Genomic DNA, 16,980 nt, shown 5'->3' with positions numbered 1-16,980 from the left:
GTATCCTTTAGTATTAAGATGAATTTTTATATTGTAATATACGTTTTTTTGATTATTCCCCGACAAAATACTCTTACTATAAAGACTCTGTTGCATAGATTTCAAAAAAGGACATTCCGGAGAAAATAAGAAAACTCTTGTAACGTAATACATAAACGAAAGAGCCGATTTCTTTATAAAATAAGAAATCGACTTTTGGCTTAGTTATTGATTTAGTAATGGAAAACACCTTTTTAAAATAATTATGTTTATACTATAGACGTTGATCTTTCTGGAAGTTTAGTTGAAAATGATCCGCTTCATTGTATACCCCGAATTCATATCCTTTTTCCTTATAAAATTTAATAATTTCCGGAAGCGCTTGTAATGTCTGTAGTTTTTCATGCATTAGAACTACTTCCACATCTTCTGTTGTTGTACGCTTTACATTTTCTATAATTTGCTGTGGGTTACCTTTTAATTTCCAATCATTTGAATCTATCGTCCAATCCCAAACTTTTATTCCTGCTTCTACAATTTTGTTACGAATGTCCTGCCCCTTTAATCCTGGTGCAGATCCATATGGGGGACGGACTAGTTTAGGAGTTGTACCTGTAATATTATGAATAAGAGCTAACGTTTCTTTCATCTCCGTTACAAATTGTTCTTTTTTGTATAGCTTATCACTATTATGTGTCATACTATGAGCACCAATATAATGTCCTTCTTTTACTGCTCGTTTTACATTTTCCTGAAAAGCGGTATTCTGTAAATTGCTTCCTTGCATAAAAAATGTCGAGGCAACATGTTGCTCTTTTAGTACATCTAAAAATTTTCCAGTTAATTCGCTAGGGCCGTCATCAAATGTTAAATAAACAACCTTTCCTACTGGTTTTCCATCAGGTCTTTTCTGTTTTGCCAGCGATGTGTCCTCTTTCTTTCCTTGTTGTTGCGTATTAGCTAGCCTAATACTTTCATTAGCTACCCCTTTCGCTGGGATAGAGTTCCATTTCCCTATTAAAAAGAACGTGAAAAAGGTCGTTGCTAAAACAACTCCTAAAGATAGTATTACCTTATTTACTCCACTTGTTTTTTTCTTATTTTGTGATTCTTTCATTATGTTTCGATCCTTTCCCTACTCATTTTCATATTCATTATTTATACAGCTAAGCATTAACTCCAGCTGATATTTACAATAAATAGATTAATAGAGGAAGGTGAAGATAAAATGCAGATAATGTCGAAATTAGTTAAAGAATAGCCTATTGCATCCACTCTTTAAAAAATATTTTTTCTCTATTACAGTTAAATTTGAAAACTGAATATACATCCAAAATAAAAGATACTACTCTTTCTAAACAATATTTTTATATCAAGATAATAGCATACTGATATAAAGATAAAATACAAAGATAGCCGTACTATTGAAATTCAATTATAATTTTGTAATTGGAATTCATTTGAACCAAATGAAGAACTAGAAGAAATATTATTATGTGGAGGTGCCCCGATGAACCTTGTAATTAGAGAGTTAGAAACAAATGATTTAGATAATCTCCCGGAGATTGATGACAGTTTTATAGTGAACGCTCGGTTAATTCTTTCTCTTTCCAAAGGAAATAGATGTATAAAATATACAGCAGAAGACGTTCCGAGTTATGAAAAAAGTTATTTACAAAATCAAGATGATAATGAAGAACTGCCTTACAATGAATATATAAATAAACCTAATCAAGTCATTTACATAGCACTGTTACATAACCAAATCATTGGATTAATGGTATTAAAAAAGAATTGGAACCACTATGCTTACATAGAAGATATAACGGTAGATAAAAAATATCGTACACTCGGAGTTGGTAAAAGATTAGTTGATCAAGCAAAGCAGTGGGCAAAAAAAGGCAATATGCCAGGTATCATGCTTGAAACGCAAAATAATAATGTCGCAGCATGTAAGTTCTATGAAAAATGCGGATTTGTAATTGGTGGGTTTGATTTTCTTGTTTATAAAGGTTTGGATATTGAAAATGATGAAGTTGCAATTTATTGGTATTTGCATTTCGACTCTTAACGTTAAACTTAGTCAAAATAAAAACCCCAATCTCTCTATATTAAAATTGAGAAACTGGGGTTAAGTTACTTAACAATATTTTTCATTTAAAACAAGTAACTAATTAATAATCCTGCTGACAACAAGAAGCCGAAAATCGTATTTGTCATCGCTGTTGATTTCATTGCGATGCGCATATATCCAGGATCCTTTGCCCCTTTTTGGAAACTTTGAATCGCAGAAATTGGCTTTCTCAAACCTAGGAACATAACTAATGCCCAAGGGCTTATATAACCCATTAATACAATTACGGCAATCCATAAATACGCAATGAAAAAGGCTATCGCTAGTGTTACCACAGCTTTTTCTCTCCCAAGGAGGATTACTAATGTCTTTCTTCCACCTTTAATATCTTCTTCGATATCTCGGATGTTATTCGACATATTGATTGCACCTACTAAAATTCCAATTGGAATGGAAATCAATACACTTTCAATCGTTACAGTATTCGTTTGAATAAAGAAAGCAATGAGTACAAAACATGTTCCCATTAACAATCCAGAAACTAATTCTCCAAACGGGGTGTACGCAATTGGTAATGGACCGCCTGTATATAAATAGCCAACCGCCATTCCAATTAAACCGATGACGACTAACCACCAGCTGCTATTCATACAAATATAAATGCCAATAAAAGCTGCTACGACATATAATAAAAGCGCAACTGTTAACACATTTTTTGGCTTCAATCCATGACGGACAATTCCGCCACCGATGCCAACGGATTCAGCGGTATCTAATCCACGTTTAAAATCATAGTACTCATTAAATAAGTTCGTTGCTATTTGCAGCGCTAAACATGCAAGCATCATCGCAATAAATAAAAGCCAATCAATTTTGGCAACATAAAGTGATGCCACTGTCCCTAAAATTACAGGAGAAAACGTCGCCGTTAATGTATGCGGGCGCGTCATCTTCCATATTAATTTAGCGGAACTAATTTCTTTTTCTGTCCCCATAACTCTGTTCAATCTCCCTACATTTTAAGTATAAATTACTAGCAGTATCTTTCTATCTATTTCCTGCCACGCATCCATTCATTATAGCAATAAATGATTATCCTTTCTAACAAATCAACTTTTAATAAGATGAAAAATTATAAAATGAAACTTTCATCAGTAGGAGTTTTGTCATCCCCACTGATTATTAGTACATATCCATTGTTTTTTTCCGGGCAGCCCTCCCTCCCATTCGCTGAATTTTGTGGTGGGAGTCTTACTGTCCGTTAATGCGGGATAAAAAAGAAGTCAAATTACTTCCAAACAACACCTCGCCTCTCATATTCCATTCTGTATTCAACAGCAGCCGCAATTTTAGGACTTGCGAATCTTTCCGTGATCCAAAGTCCCAAATCAACTCCTGAAGTGACTCCTCTTGCAGTGATAACATCGTCTTGATCTACAATTCGGTAATGAAGAAGCTCTGCCCCGTATTCACTCATTTCATCCTGTGCCAAATAGTGCATCGTTGCCTTTCGACCGTTCAATATACCAGAGGCTGCTAACAGCATACCCCCTGTACACACGCCAGCAACGATTGTTCCTGCATTGTACATCTCGCTAATCATTTTAGTCAAAGTTCCAAGCTCTGCTTGCTTTCGTGCCCCATGCTCTGCTTTATGATTCCAGCCACCACCAGGTACAATTAACAAATCTGGACGATTCTCCATTCGTAAAAAATCATGTAGTTTAACTGTAACTCCAAACGAGGTAGTAACTTCCTTCTTTTGTTCACTCGAAACGAATTCAACTACAAATTGAGCCCCTTCTTCTATCGCTCTTTTCAGTACCTCAAACGGTGCGAAAGAGACAAGTTCTCCGAAACCATCAAACAATACTATTTGTATTTTCATTTTCGCACACCTCATATGCTTTCTTTTTTAAATTGTAGATATATATAATGATTGGACAATCTCAAAGTGTAAATTGTAAAGTATACCTAGATTATTCAAATAAAAAATAATATCCCACATAGTTAAATACATTTGTAAACCCTACATTTTCTACAACTGCAACAGAAGGCTTGTTCAATTCCATACAGTCCCAATATGGAATAATATCATTCTCCAAACAATCTTTTACAAAACTATGCGCTATCTTTTGAGCTAATTTCCTCCCCTGGTAACCTTCTATCGTTTCAATATCTATGCAGTGTATATTTTCAAATACAAACCCTAAAAAACAAACACTCACAATTACATCATCATAAACAATGCAATAACCGATTCCCTCATTGAAAAAACGATCCGATGAAGACCAAAACTCTAAAATTTTTGATTGTAAAAAATCAATATTCTTAAATGCATTATTACTATTTTCATAGAGAGCTTTACTCATTTTCAGCACAGTATATTCCTGTTCAATTTCAGGTTCATGATGATTTTCATAACCCTTTTTTCTTAGCGTATACACTCTTTGATTCCAACTCTTTAAGTTACGGTGCTGAAATATTCTTTCAATTGTTTTGTTCCACTTTGAATGATTTCCGATTCCTTCAAAGCAATCTAGTCCTGCTTTCCTCGCCTCAGGTACTATTACATTATTAATAAAACGATTCATTTCTTTATTAAACTCTTCATTTTCAGCATCTCCAATAAAGAAGAAGCCATCATTATTACCTAACCAAATGAGTCCCGAATTAGGAGAAGACACGTTATCTACAAATATACGACCAGGATTCACTCCTGCAATTACAGCACGTACCTCTAATTGACCTTGTTCATTCACTAAACGATTACACCTATAAAAACCATTCTTGCTTAGTTCACAGATCATACGTTACACCCCCTGTTTTAAACTGTTCTATTCTAACTTTACCATTTTCACATAATATTCTGTATTATTTTCAAGAGTAGTTTTAAAACGATGCGATAAGTAAATGAAATACATAATAAAAAAGAGCCAATCTCCAACACAATAGAAGATTGACTCTTTCCTTTATTTACTCCCCTGTTTCAGAAAATCGCTTTATACGTTCTCCAATTTCATCGCGAACACGTTGAAATTCAGACCATTCTTTTCCTGCTGGATCATCAAATCCCCAGTGAACACGATTCACATGCGGCGGAGTAGATGGGCATACAGCATCCGCATGACTACAAAGCGTAACGACTAAATCAGCACTATTTAAAATGTTTGCATCAATTATATCTGATGTTTGATTTGTTATGTCGATATTTACTTCGTTCATTGCTTTAATTGCGTTTGGATTCACTCCGTGTGCTTCGATTCCTGCAGAATATACATTCCACTTATCTCCTAAATATTGTTTGCCCCATGCTTCTGCCATTTGGCTTCTGCATGAATTTCCTGTACATAAGAAATAGATTGTCTTTTTATTTTCCATGTTGTTTTCCGCCTTTGTTTTTAAATTATACTGGTTGGTCATTAAAATATTTACGTTTAAACCAAAAAGCAACGTTTACAAGTGCAATCATTACAGGCACTTCCACTAACGGTCCGATAACAGCTGCGAATGCTGCGCCCGAATGAATACCAAACACACCAACTGCTACAGCAATTGCTAACTCAAAGTTATTACTACCAGCTGTAAATGCTAACGTTGTTGTTATCGGGTAGTTGGCACCAATTTTTCTTCCCATAAAGAAAGATACAAAAAACATTACAATAAAATAGATTAATAACGGCATCGCTATTCTTACCACATCTAGTGGCATGCTAACAATCATCTCCCCTTTTAAGGAGAACATAATGATGATTGTAAATAGTAATGCAAGTAATGTAAGTGGACTAATTTTAGGTATAAACACCTTTTCGTACCACTGTCTTCCTTTTAACTTAACGAGTACAAAGCGCGTCAACATACCTGCTATAAAAGGAATTCCTAAATAGATACATACTGATTTTGCTACTTCTATCATTGTAATATCGACAATAGCCCCTTCAATTCCTAACCATTCTGGAATTACCGTTACAAACACGTATGCATAAACCGAGAAGAATAACATTTGAAATACCGAATTAAAAGCCACTAAACCTGCCGCATACTCTTTATCACCATCAGCAAGATCGTTCCAAACAATGACCATTGCAATGCAACGTGCTAATCCAATCATAATGAGACCCACCATGTATTCTGGTTTATCAGGAAGAAAAATAATTGCTAACACAAACATAAGTACCGGGCCAATAATCCAGTTTTGTACTAAAGATAGAACTAACACTTTTACATCTTTAAATACTCGTCCCATTTCCTCATAGCGAACTTTCGCTAATGGTGGATACATCATTACAATTAAACCAACAGCAAGTGGAATAGACGTCGTTCCAACCTGTAATGTATTCAATCCGTCTACTACACTAGGGAACACAAACCCTAAACCAATCCCAACAGCCATCGCTAGAAAAATCCATAGTGTTAAATAGCGGTCTAGAAAGGATAAACGTTTCATTTTATTTTCCATCTCCTATTAACAACAAGAATTTTTTTCTACTACGGTAGAAGTCGTACAACAAGATGGGTCTTCTATTTTATGAACATTACTATCTGCTTTTGTATAAAAGAACTCCCACTCATTACCATCGGGATCCGTTACCCAAAACTTATCTTGTACTGCATAGCAACAAGTCGTATCCATCTCATCACGCGCGAAGAAACCTTCTTTTTCTAATCGTTCTTTATGCAATGTAATTTCTTCAGCTGTATCCACTTGGAAACCAAAATGATTTACCTGATTTCCCTTCACTTCATCTCGCACGTTCAGCGTGAAATTAAGTCCTGGCGTCTCTAATAAAAATTTTGCATAATCTGTTTTCACTTTAACTGGTGATACACCAAATACCTTTTCATAAAATTCAATAGACTTCTCTAAATTCGTAACGTTTATACCAACGTGAACATATCTCATCCTTATTCCTCCTCTTTATATATCATTAATCAATTTTTTTTGATTAATAGTTCAAAATTTTAACAGCAACTACCTTTCCCTGTTTTTCTAAAGATACAGCACAATTCTTCTGATAATAAATTATTCACTTCCGCATCATTTAAATCATAATAACTCCACGTACCTTTTGTTTCTTTTACAATTAAACCCGCATCTAATAAAATCTTTAAATGATAGGACAACTTAGATTGCGTCATTTCAAAAACTTCTGTTAAATCACATACACACGTCTGGCCCCGCTGGCAAAGTTCATACATAATTTCTAAACGCTTTTGATCCGCCAACGCTTTGAATTTTTTCTCATATAACTGAAAATCTTGTGTCACTGTAGTTCACTTCCCTTCATCAACTTTTTTTGATGTTTATAGTATATACGCTGATTCGTTCTTTATGCAACTGATTAATCAAATTTTTTTGATTTATAAAAACCTCCCTCGCATCATATTTTTGCTACAATTAAAAAGACCATAGCTTTTTCAAAAGTGAAAAACTACGGTTCTTTTTACAACTTAATAGTTACAATATTTCCGAGAAATGGAGTCTCTATAACTGTTTTAAATTTTAATTTGACCATTATAGAGTAGTGCCCCATCACCCTCAATCTAAGAAAATCAAATACCCCAAAATGAGAAAAATCGATATAACTCTTGTTTTTGGTGCATATTCATAAAAAGCACGTTACTATTCTCATTAACATAAGAGAATAGTAACGTGCTTTTAATTACAAAAATAGTTTAAATCCTTAAGTTGATGGTTGTGGGACGGGCCCCAATAAGAACGGTATCTAAGATTGTATGTGAGGTGTTAGTTCCATTCCAATGGCCTCAGCCGGCGATTAACTCAAATACCGATTTCGTATGACCCCCATGTGATGAATTTCGTGTCCTGCGATGCCGTACGCGAGGGCGCGCGCCGTAATGCTTAGGTTGTTGGCTGTGCCCTTGCGGGGCCATGCCTCCGCCGGTAGCCCGCGCAGCAATGTGATCGTTGATTGCCGTACGGCCCGGTAGTCTTCGGCCAATTGCGCGGTTGTCCAGCTTCCGAAAGGAGGTATGAACAATTCCTGATCGAAACCGGTCAGAGGCGACCGGTCCCCTCTTGCAAACCGGAGCAGGCGGTAGGTCATGACGCGTTCCGCGTCTGCAATGTGGCCCACGACTTCTTTCAGCGTCCATTTTCCTTCCTCATACCGATATGCGGCCTGGCTTTCGGTCAACGATGCCAGGAGCTCGGTCATTTGCTTTTCCTGAGCGAGCAGAATGTCGATGATGTTACCGTCTGGCACCAAACGGATATATTCGCCGGAGCTCCCAGCGTATTCTTCTTCTGACGGTCTTTGATTCATGCGTAGTCACCTCTTTATGTATATATAGAAAATTATAGCACTCGTCTATGTCTAATCAATTCGTGAAATGATAGAACTTTCCTTCTAATAATTGAGGATAAGCAACTATTTAGTCGGTCGCCACACTATCCTGATTCGTTTGCACAATAAGCAATGCTAATCAATAATGCGTAAAAATTATCTGTCATACAATATTTCGAAGTTATTAATATATATTGAGTTATTCCGAAACATACATAAATACATTTTGTCGAAATTATTAAAAAAGGAGAATTTCGCTAACTGAAGAATTAATAATTGTGTTACCAATATGTAAAAATCTCAATTTAAAACTAAAGGAGAACAAAATGGGACAAATAATTGTATCGATGTACCTCTCACTAGATGGTGTCATGGAGGAACCAGCTTGGACTGCTCCATATTTCAATGAAGAAGTAGCAAAGTTTCAATCCGATTTACTGTTTGAAAGTGAAGCTCTTCTACTAGGGCGAGTAACCTATCAAGGTTTTGCAGCTGCCTGGCCTTCTATGGCTGATGAAGAAGGTTTTGCTGATAAGATGAACAGCATGCCTAAATTTGTTGCTTCAACAACTTTGGAAGAAACCGAATGGAATGCAAACCTTATCAAGGGGAATATTGTAGAAGAAATATCGAAACTGAAGGAACAGCCCGGTCAGAACCTTTTAATTTATGGTAGTGGTGAGCTTATACAGACATTGATGCAACACGACCTCATTGATGAATATCATTTTATGGTCAATCCTGTTATCGTGGGAAGCGGAAAGCATCTCTTTAAAACCGGAAACGATACAAAGGCTTTAAAACTGATCGAAACAAGAACGACCAGTTCAGGTGTCGTTATTCTTTCCTATCAGCCGGAGAAAAAAGAATAATTATTGATAAATTATATAAACAAAAAAACTCATCAGAATAAATCCTGCTGAGTTTTTTTATAAGATAATACATATATTAATTTATAAAAATCAGGGTATTATATTAACCAAAATCAAACAATATATCAATCCTTTTAAAGGGTAAAATAGGGAAAAAGGAGATTCTAAATAATGCCTTTAGAAAACTCTATTTATTACATGGGAGTTGCTATTATTTTAGTAATCATCGGTGCAGTGTTCGGGGGAATTATACGTATAATTCGGCATACTAACAATCGCAAAAAGCAAGATTCAGTTGAACAAAAATTAGATACGGTTATTCAACTATTAGAAGAACAAAACAAAGATTGACTCTTTCGGATCAGGAAAAGTTAAAAATAACTTCCAATAACGAGAATAATGTAAATAAGCTGTCCATGTGTACAGCTTATTGTTTTTTTTTGCTTAGCGTGCAAAATTCGCTTCTCGTTGGCGGTACCCCATGCCCATCAACTTAAGGGATTTATTAAATAAAAACGTAAGCTTTCTGGTTTGGGTTTAAATAGAAACCTGTCAATAAGATTAGGATTGCATTGGAAATGTATCTCTGTTGTTTTTTGTTATATATTTGGACCAGTATACAGTTATGCCAAATCCAATAGCAAGAATTAATCCTGCAAAGATATATGGTAGATTTACATTTACATTAAGTAAAATGCCTCCCGTTGCTGGCCCTATTATATTCCCGAGACTTGTATAAGTGGAATTCATCCCTCCGATAAATCCTTGATTTTCTCCAGCTATTTTAGAAAGTAATGTTGTAATTGCTGGTCGAAGTAAATCAAATGCCAAAAAGATGATAAACGTTAAAATCGCGACCATCCAATAATTACCGACAAATGTAGATACAACTATAATTATAGCGGCTATGAATAAGCTATATTTAATGATTCCTTTTTCACCAAATTTTTTTACTAATTTTTCAAAAAACATGATTTGTGCTATTACTCCTAATATGGCGCTTACTGAAATAATTATTGATATATCTTTAGGTGTAAAACCAAACTTTTTATCAACAACAAAGCTAAACATATGTTCATAAGCTGATAAACCACATCCTAAAACAAAAACCAGTAATAGTGGGATAAAATATAAAGGGTGAAAAGATTGTTTCATTTCTTTTAAAAAACTAACTTGTATTTTGTTATCTTGCATTTTAATTCGTTGTTCTTTAGATACAGGTTCTTTCAAAATGAATACTGAAAAACACGCAGCGATACCAGAAATTACTGCTGCAAAAAAGAACGGTGCACGTATGCCAAAATCAGATATAAAGCCACCAATACCAGGTCCAATAATGAATCCTGTACTAATAGCTGCTGATAAATACCCTAATGCTTTTGCTCTGTTTTCTAATGATGTTGTATCAGCTATAAAAGCAGTGACTGCCGGCATCATACATGCAGCACTAACACCTCCTAGTGCTCTAGAAAGAAATAATACCCATATTTGATTTCCAACTCCAAATAAAAATTCAGAAAAGGAAAATAGAATTAACCCTGCTATGATCATTTTTTTTCGTCCAAATATATCTACCCATATTCCGGCAATAGGAGATGTTAATAGTTGAAAAAATGCAAACATAGCAATTAAATATCCCATAGTGTCAGTGCCTAAATGTAATGCCCTCATATAAGATGGCATTACAGGAACTACAAGACCAATTCCTAAAAATACAATAAATACATTAAATAATGCTAAAACTAAAGCTAAATTTTTCCTATTGTATATACCCATATGACTTTCCTCACCTTATGATTAATTATATATAGACATAAAAAAAGCTTTTTTATGTAATTGTCTTTAGCATAAACCTTAAAGTAACTTTAAGGTCAATACAAAAATTAAAAACGTAAAAATATCTATAAGGCGTACCACCAGATCAGGTTGCCCCAAAACGATAAAATGAACTTCATTGCTATAAAAGACTCAAATTTTTCGTTTTGGAGCATTATAAAATTTTAACTTGATGGTGATGGGGTACCGCCACATGTCCATCAACTTAAGAACTTTCTTTAACCCCAAGTTTAAAAATACGCCATCCTTTTCTATGATTCTACAGAAAGAATAGCGTATTTTTTTATTTTAGGGACTATTTTGTTTTATTAGCTTAATAACATTGGCTTGCCCCCGTAATTCCAAAATCCCCAAAAATTTTTTAGAATAAGTTTTTCGAACCAGAAATATATATTTCTAACTATAAAAACTATGGAAAGATTTATCTGTTTTTCCTTTTTACCTACTTGCTAAATTCAGCAAGTAAAATATTTTTAAAAGGATCAGAAGGACTATAACTAGTTTTATGGCCATTCAAATTGATGGCCAATGTATGCTTGCCTCCAAGTGTGCCTCCAGCAAAAGTAGAAAACCCTGGAGAGGCACCTGCGTGTCCCCATATCGAGACACCGTTTGGAAGTTTAGTTTCATAGATTCCAAGACCATATCTGCCGATTTCAGCAATTCCTGTAGGAACTGTAGTAAGCATTTGTTTTAGTTGCTGTTCCTTCATTAATTTGCCACTGAGTAAGTAAGAGAAGAATTTGTTTAAATCGTCAGCAGTAGAAATCATATCTCCATCCGAGCTACCTGGGTATGAATAAGTAACGTCTTTTAGCTCACTTTCTCCGTCATATCTTTCATATCCACGGGCATGATTGGTACCTGGAATAACAGTTGAATTACCAGGTAGGAATGTATTCGACAATTCGAGCGGCTCAACAATCCGATTTTCAACCTCTTCCGCATAGCTGTTTCCAGTTACTTTTTCAATAAGGATACCCAGTATTACGTATCCTGTGTTTGAATAAGACCAGCCCTTACCTGGAGCAAAGTCTGGTGGAAGAGAAATTCCCATCTTTACTAATTCTTCAGCCGTATACAATTTTTTTGTATCCATAATATCATAGTCTTTTGACTTTAAGTATTCAGCAATCCCACTTGTATGATTCAATAACTGCCGGATCGTAATCTGGTTACCATCATATCCGTTTCCTTGAATGACGCCAGGCAACCATTTTTCGATGGAGTCATCTAAATTCAAGCGGTTCTCTCCAGCCAATTGAAGTAGCACTGTTGCAATGAATGTCTTCGTCGTACTGCCAATGCGAAAGCGAAAATCTGTTTTCATCGGCTTCTTGGTTCTCAGATCCGCTATCCCGGCGGCATAGCTCCAATTTTTGCCACCCTTAGAAATTTGAGCTAGTATTCCAGGGTATCCAAGTTGGAGTGAATCCCGTATTGCTTTCTTAACGGAAGTACGATCGCTTTGATTACTTGTTTGTAACGAACTAGATACATTTTGCGTGGGTTCTGCTTTTACAATTGAGGCTGGTGTTATATATAACAGGGAACTTCCAGCTATTAAAAGTGATAGACTTGCACATGTAATTTTACTGCATGTTTTCATAAAGCATCCTCTCCTTTATTTAAATTGTAAAATTAGTTGCTTGCTGTTTCGTATTAATCACACAGCTATCATCTCCAACAATGACAAAAAAGTCAGAATTAAATTCGTAATTATATTCATAATTATTATTTTTACAAAGGCTATTCTGTCTTAACAAACGGTAAATCCCTTTTCTTCCACATGTATGTTAACCCCAGAAATTACTTCTTTTCTTTGAAACACTCTTATTACTGGTTTGTTTTTTCATATATAAGTCATATCTGTTCCGCCTTTCACACCGCCTTATATTTTTATCCTACACAATGAAAATCTCTTTTTTCTTACCTATTCCTTACAAATTACTTACGTTCAAAATAGCTTCTATAATAGGATAGAAGGAGCATCTGTACCCGAAAGTTCAAAGTATTTTCCAATAAATATATTTATCAAAAAGAAAAACAGGTTTTTTTCGCTTCTATGTTTCTTTTTTTCGTTTTTGGGAACAATTAATTCTTAAGTTGATAGCGATGGGGCGGGACCCCAAACAGTACGATTTTATTCCAAAGACACAACGATTTTACTACACACTTTTTATTTATCCCACACTCTCATCTGCTAGTATTACTATTTTTTATTACTAATGTTGCCGTTTCACTCGGATGGCTAAGAGGAAAATGATGGCCATATGGAACAAAATCAACCTTACCAAGGTGCGATGGAGCAGAATAGGCTCTGTCATAATCCCCCCAAATAATGTGAAGATTATACGTTGTTACTTCATTGAAATCACCTTGATCGTTTTTCAGGAGTAAACTGTTAAGCTGAACCGTAGTATTTAAAATTCTAGGAGAAGTAAAACTGTTACTTATTTTTTCAATATAATGCTCAGGGATGCTCTCCGTACTTTCAAACAAACCATTACTTAATAAATAATGCCCTATCAAATTAGTAGTTGCTAATTTTAATGTCCATTTGTTCATAAATTGAGGAACATTTAGCGATTTAGCATTTTTTTTAACAACAGGTGGCTGAAGTAAAGTGATTGAATACTTCTTATCTATGTACTCTTGTACCAATGCTTCCAGAAGAATAAACGCACCGAATGAATGACCAATTAGATGTGCACCATTCGTAGCTTTCTCCAATAACTTTTTCACTACATTCAAATAGATATCTAGAAGATTTTTCTCTCGTTTAAAAGGAGAACGTCCCAAACCTGGAAGATCCAAGATCCATACAGGTTGACCAGTTTTTTCATGAAGCTCTTGTGCTAAAGGAAATAAATCTTCTCCATCACTCAATAAACCATGTAATAAAATAAACGGTTTACCCTCTCCTTGTAATTGGTAAAGGGTAGTGTTATCGCATAATGTTCGTTTAAATAAATGATTATGCTGGCCATTTTGATACATCATTCGATAATCCAGATCAGCTACTACGGCAGGGAAAAATTTCATTACACTCGTCTCCTTAAACCAATCTCCTCCCATAATTTTTTTCGCTGAAACATTTGAAAATTTTTGTTTTGTAATAAAATTCAGTCCATCAGAAGGAATTTTTGTTATTTTACTTACTCCACTATTCATAATTGCTTTCATAAGTGGCATTGGGACAGAGATTTTTGGTGCCCTCATATTCATACTTTCTGACATAATACTTAATAACTCAGCAATGTTCTGATCGTGCTGTTTGTCTTCAACAAGTGTATATGTTTGAATAGTCGGTTGCTCCAATCTGAAAACCTGCACAATAAACTTCGCAAGCTCATCGTTTGAAATAAGTGGTAACCTATATCCCTTACCTCCAGGAATCACTGGCATGAGCCCCCTTCGCATACTCATCACAAGCAAACCTAATCCTGCTATCTGCTCTGTACTCCCTGTTTTACTACTGCCGACTACAGTTGGCGGATTAATTACAGAAAGCGGATAACCTACTGCTGATGCCTGCTGACGGATATAGAGATCTGCTAAAAATTTTGTTCTCTCATATGGATTTTTTATTTTCAAATAATTGTTTCCTTCTTGAAACACATCAATTGCAATCTTACTATTTTTATCATCAAAGGGACTCATATAACCTACAACATGAATAAATTGTTGCAAGCCCTTCAATTGATGAATACTTTTAGCTAATTCACTAATATGTTTGGCACCATTTAAAAATACGGAAGCTGCCTCTTTACTTGTCGCTTGAATATCCATGGGGCCTCCTGCGTGAATAATCACATCCGTTTTCAATACCCTCTCCTTATCTTCAGCACTTAGACCTAAATCTATTTTCGTCAAATCACCTTCAATAAAGTGCATAACTTCCTTTTTTAAGATGCCTCTTTCTTGAAAAAGACGTATTGCTTTACTTTTCGACCTTACTAAAAGAAGAATTTTAACATCTTCTTTGGCTAATTCTTTTACTAATTGCTTTCCAATAAAGCCTGTTCCACCTGTTAAAAATACTGTTCTCATATAAAATCCCCCTTTTTAGTACTACTCAGTACTAATTTGATGTAAAAAAAATGCTTCTTTTATCGAAGCAATTTTAAAAAATGATCTGCTGTTTTCGTGATTACAGTTGCATCCTTCAATGTTTCTGAAATAAATAACGCTCCTTCAAGATTTGTAATAAAAAGTGATGCAACCTCATCAATATGAATCGTATTTCTGAATTCTCCATTCTCTACCCCTTGTTTAAGTAATAGAGAAACTTTCTCTTGTAACCCTGTAAAAAAAAGACCTATTTTTTCTTTTATTTGCGTGGCCTGTGTAGGACTTTGAATATAAAGAGTAATAAATGGACAGCTCCCCTTATACTCTCTCGACTGAACTCCTTGTGATAATTGCTTTAAAAACAGTTGGATACGATCTTCAACTAAAAATTGGTTCTGAGAAAGTACGTCATCAATTGCAGATTGATACATTTCAATCCAATAATCAACGACTCCTTCTAATAATTGTTCCTTATTAGAAAAATGATAATACACATTAGACTTTGAAACTTTGCTTACACGTACTAATTCATCCATACTTGTATAAGCAAACCCTTTTTCTAAAAATAATGTTGCAGCTACTTCAATCACACGTTTTTGATTCATTAATTTTACCTTTGTCATAACTAGAACTATATAGTACTAATTTAAATATTGCAAGTATTTATGTTAATTTTAAAAAAAGGTTGATTAAAAAAGTTCCACTAACATTGATTTTACTGCAAAAAAATCTTATTTTAAATAAAGTTGAACTGAACCCCGAAATTGTTCATTCACTATCGACTAATAGAGGTCACCATACATGCCCATCAACTTAAGAAAAAGAACTGCCCCCTTATTCAAATTGCCTAGCGAAAAAATCACGTTTTAATAGACTTCTTTATCATCCCTACCTTTCTATAGATTACTAGTTATGAAACGAGGGTCGTTTCATAACTAGTAATTTACTTGATTAGCTTGCTGGTTATGAAGTAGTGCCCCTATAAACAAAACCCTCCAGAAACATCTATAATCTGCCCTGTTACCCAGCGGCTATCAGAAGAAGCAAGGAATGCTACTGTATCTGCAATATCTTCAACTTGCCCTATTCGCCCGAACACAGATGAATTCGTAGCAAAATTTCGTATTTCCGGATCATCTAGCAATTTCGCATTGATATCTGTCTTCGTATATCCAGGCATAATTGTATTCACTGTTATACCTCTTTCTCCAAGATGTTTAGCTAGAGGAAGTGTCATCGTATTTAGTGCACCTTTACTTAAGCCGTATGCAATGGACCCTGTAAAACCAAGTCTTACTTCCGCTGATGAAATGTTAATAACGCGCCCTTCTACTCGTAGTAACGGTAATGTTTGCTGAATTAAAAAGAATGGCGCCTTAATATTTACGGCCATAATTTCATCAAAAACTTCTTCTGTCGTATTTTCAATCGTCCCTTGTGTACCTATCCCTGCATTGTTTACTAAAATATCAATCTCTGATGTACCAACTTTTATTTGTAATTCATGCTTTAACTGTTCTACTAGCTTTTTGACACCATCAATTGAATTGAGTTCAGCTTCAATTAAGAACGCTTTTCCTCCATTAGATTCAATCTCACTAATCGTTTCATCTGCAGCTGCCTTATTTCGACCGTAGTGAATCGCAACTAATGCTCCATCTTTCGCCAATCTCATCGCAATCGCACGGCCAATTCCGCGACTCGCTCCTGTTACTAACGCTACTTTCCCATCAAGATTCTTCATTTTTTCCATCCTTCCTAAATTTCCGTTTGATAAAAACCTATACTTATATTTTCATGTAAACACCAATCATTTTAAATATAGATTTATAGGTAA

At 34.9% G+C, this 16,980-nt stretch carries 17 protein-coding genes; 3 read left to right on the top strand and 14 right to left on the bottom strand.

The features are described 5' to 3' along the window. Positions 1-253: 253 nt before the first annotated feature. Entirely contained in the window at positions 254-1,096 is an 843-nt protein-coding gene (locus ACTFP3_RS11100) for a polysaccharide deacetylase family protein (RefSeq protein WP_000665162.1), read from the bottom strand. A 393-nt stretch (positions 1,097-1,489) separates the two neighbouring features. On the opposite strand from ACTFP3_RS11100, the gene satA reads away from it, so the two are divergent. Continuing rightward, the gene (satA, locus tag ACTFP3_RS11095) at positions 1,490-2,050 is read left to right on the top strand and encodes a streptothricin N-acetyltransferase SatA (RefSeq protein WP_001054994.1); all 561 of its coding nucleotides are present in this window, start codon (positions 1,490-1,492) and stop codon (positions 2,048-2,050) included. Positions 2,051-2,136: 86 nt separating this feature from the next. On the opposite strand, the gene menA is transcribed toward satA, so the two are convergent. From menA to ACTFP3_RS11055, 8 genes are all read right to left on the bottom strand, one after another. Next, entirely contained in the window at positions 2,137-3,048 is a 912-nt protein-coding gene (menA, locus tag ACTFP3_RS11090) for a 1,4-dihydroxy-2-naphthoate polyprenyltransferase (RefSeq protein ID WP_326036500.1), read from the bottom strand. Positions 3,049-3,341: 293 nt separating this feature from the next. Then, on the bottom strand, positions 3,342-3,941 hold the full coding sequence (locus ACTFP3_RS11085; protein WP_000701573.1) for a DJ-1/PfpI family protein: 600 nt from the start codon (positions 3,939-3,941) through the stop codon (positions 3,342-3,344). Between the two features lie 91 nt (positions 3,942-4,032). Further along, on the bottom strand, positions 4,033-4,863 hold the full coding sequence (locus tag ACTFP3_RS11080) for a GNAT family N-acetyltransferase (RefSeq protein WP_326036499.1): 831 nt from the start codon (positions 4,861-4,863) through the stop codon (positions 4,033-4,035). Between the two features lie 166 nt (positions 4,864-5,029). Continuing rightward, positions 5,030-5,434, bottom strand: coding sequence for an arsenate reductase (thioredoxin) (arsC, locus tag ACTFP3_RS11075; RefSeq protein ID WP_000428353.1), 405 nt, complete (start codon positions 5,432-5,434; stop codon positions 5,030-5,032). Between the two features lie 25 nt (positions 5,435-5,459). Next, entirely contained in the window at positions 5,460-6,500 is a 1,041-nt protein-coding gene (gene arsB, locus ACTFP3_RS11070) for an ACR3 family arsenite efflux transporter (protein ID WP_086389129.1), read from the bottom strand. 18 nt (positions 6,501-6,518) lie between these two features. Further along, positions 6,519-6,956, bottom strand: a complete 438-nt coding sequence (locus ACTFP3_RS11065; protein ID WP_440010437.1) for an ArsI/CadI family heavy metal resistance metalloenzyme — start codon at positions 6,954-6,956, stop codon at positions 6,519-6,521. A 59-nt stretch (positions 6,957-7,015) separates the two neighbouring features. After that, the gene (gene arsR / locus ACTFP3_RS11060; RefSeq protein ID WP_002024507.1) at positions 7,016-7,321 is read right to left on the bottom strand and encodes an arsenical resistance operon transcriptional regulator ArsR; all 306 of its coding nucleotides are present in this window, start codon (positions 7,319-7,321) and stop codon (positions 7,016-7,018) included. A gap of 509 nt (positions 7,322-7,830) precedes the next feature. Beyond that, positions 7,831-8,340, bottom strand: a complete 510-nt coding sequence (locus ACTFP3_RS11055; protein ID WP_440010434.1) for a DinB family protein — start codon at positions 8,338-8,340, stop codon at positions 7,831-7,833. Between the two features lie 347 nt (positions 8,341-8,687). Between ACTFP3_RS11055 and ACTFP3_RS11050 the strand changes: the two genes are divergently transcribed. Together ACTFP3_RS11050 and ACTFP3_RS11045 are read left to right on the top strand one after the other, a co-directional pair. Then, positions 8,688-9,233 carry a dihydrofolate reductase family protein gene (locus tag ACTFP3_RS11050; RefSeq protein ID WP_326036495.1) on the top strand — a complete coding sequence of 182 codons (546 nt, stop codon included), beginning with the start codon at positions 8,688-8,690 and terminating at the stop codon, positions 9,231-9,233. Between the two features lie 171 nt (positions 9,234-9,404). Continuing rightward, on the top strand, positions 9,405-9,584 hold the full coding sequence (locus tag ACTFP3_RS11045) for a DUF4083 family protein (RefSeq protein ID WP_001127750.1): 180 nt from the start codon (positions 9,405-9,407) through the stop codon (positions 9,582-9,584). A 210-nt stretch (positions 9,585-9,794) separates the two neighbouring features. Here the strand turns inward: ACTFP3_RS11045 and ACTFP3_RS11040 are convergent, their stop codons facing one another. The 5 genes from ACTFP3_RS11040 to ACTFP3_RS11020 all read right to left on the bottom strand — a co-directional run bounded on the left by ACTFP3_RS11040 (position 9,795) and on the right by ACTFP3_RS11020 (position 16,887). After that, a complete protein-coding gene (locus ACTFP3_RS11040) occupies positions 9,795-11,009 on the bottom strand; it encodes an MFS transporter (RefSeq protein WP_326036494.1) in 1,215 nt (404 codons plus the stop codon). A 502-nt stretch (positions 11,010-11,511) separates the two neighbouring features. Next, complete coding sequence (locus ACTFP3_RS11035) at positions 11,512-12,678, bottom strand: serine hydrolase domain-containing protein (protein ID WP_440010429.1); 1,167 nt, start codon at positions 12,676-12,678, stop codon at positions 11,512-11,514. Between the two features lie 587 nt (positions 12,679-13,265). Further along, complete coding sequence (locus ACTFP3_RS11030; RefSeq protein ID WP_326036960.1) at positions 13,266-15,122, bottom strand: alpha/beta fold hydrolase; 1,857 nt, start codon at positions 15,120-15,122, stop codon at positions 13,266-13,268. Between the two features lie 59 nt (positions 15,123-15,181). Then, on the bottom strand, positions 15,182-15,748 hold the full coding sequence (locus tag ACTFP3_RS11025; protein ID WP_001072300.1) for a TetR/AcrR family transcriptional regulator: 567 nt from the start codon (positions 15,746-15,748) through the stop codon (positions 15,182-15,184). A gap of 374 nt (positions 15,749-16,122) precedes the next feature. Then, positions 16,123-16,887, bottom strand: coding sequence for an SDR family oxidoreductase (locus ACTFP3_RS11020; protein ID WP_326036961.1), 765 nt, complete (start codon positions 16,885-16,887; stop codon positions 16,123-16,125). Positions 16,888-16,980 lie beyond the last annotated feature (93 nt).

Origin of the sequence: Bacillus cereus group sp. MYBK5-2 (assembly GCF_051915685.1) — a bacterium.
Classification (GTDB): Bacteria; Bacillota; Bacilli; order Bacillales; family Bacillaceae_G; genus Bacillus_A; species Bacillus_A cereus.
This window is presented reverse-complemented; position numbering and strand designations above follow the sequence as displayed.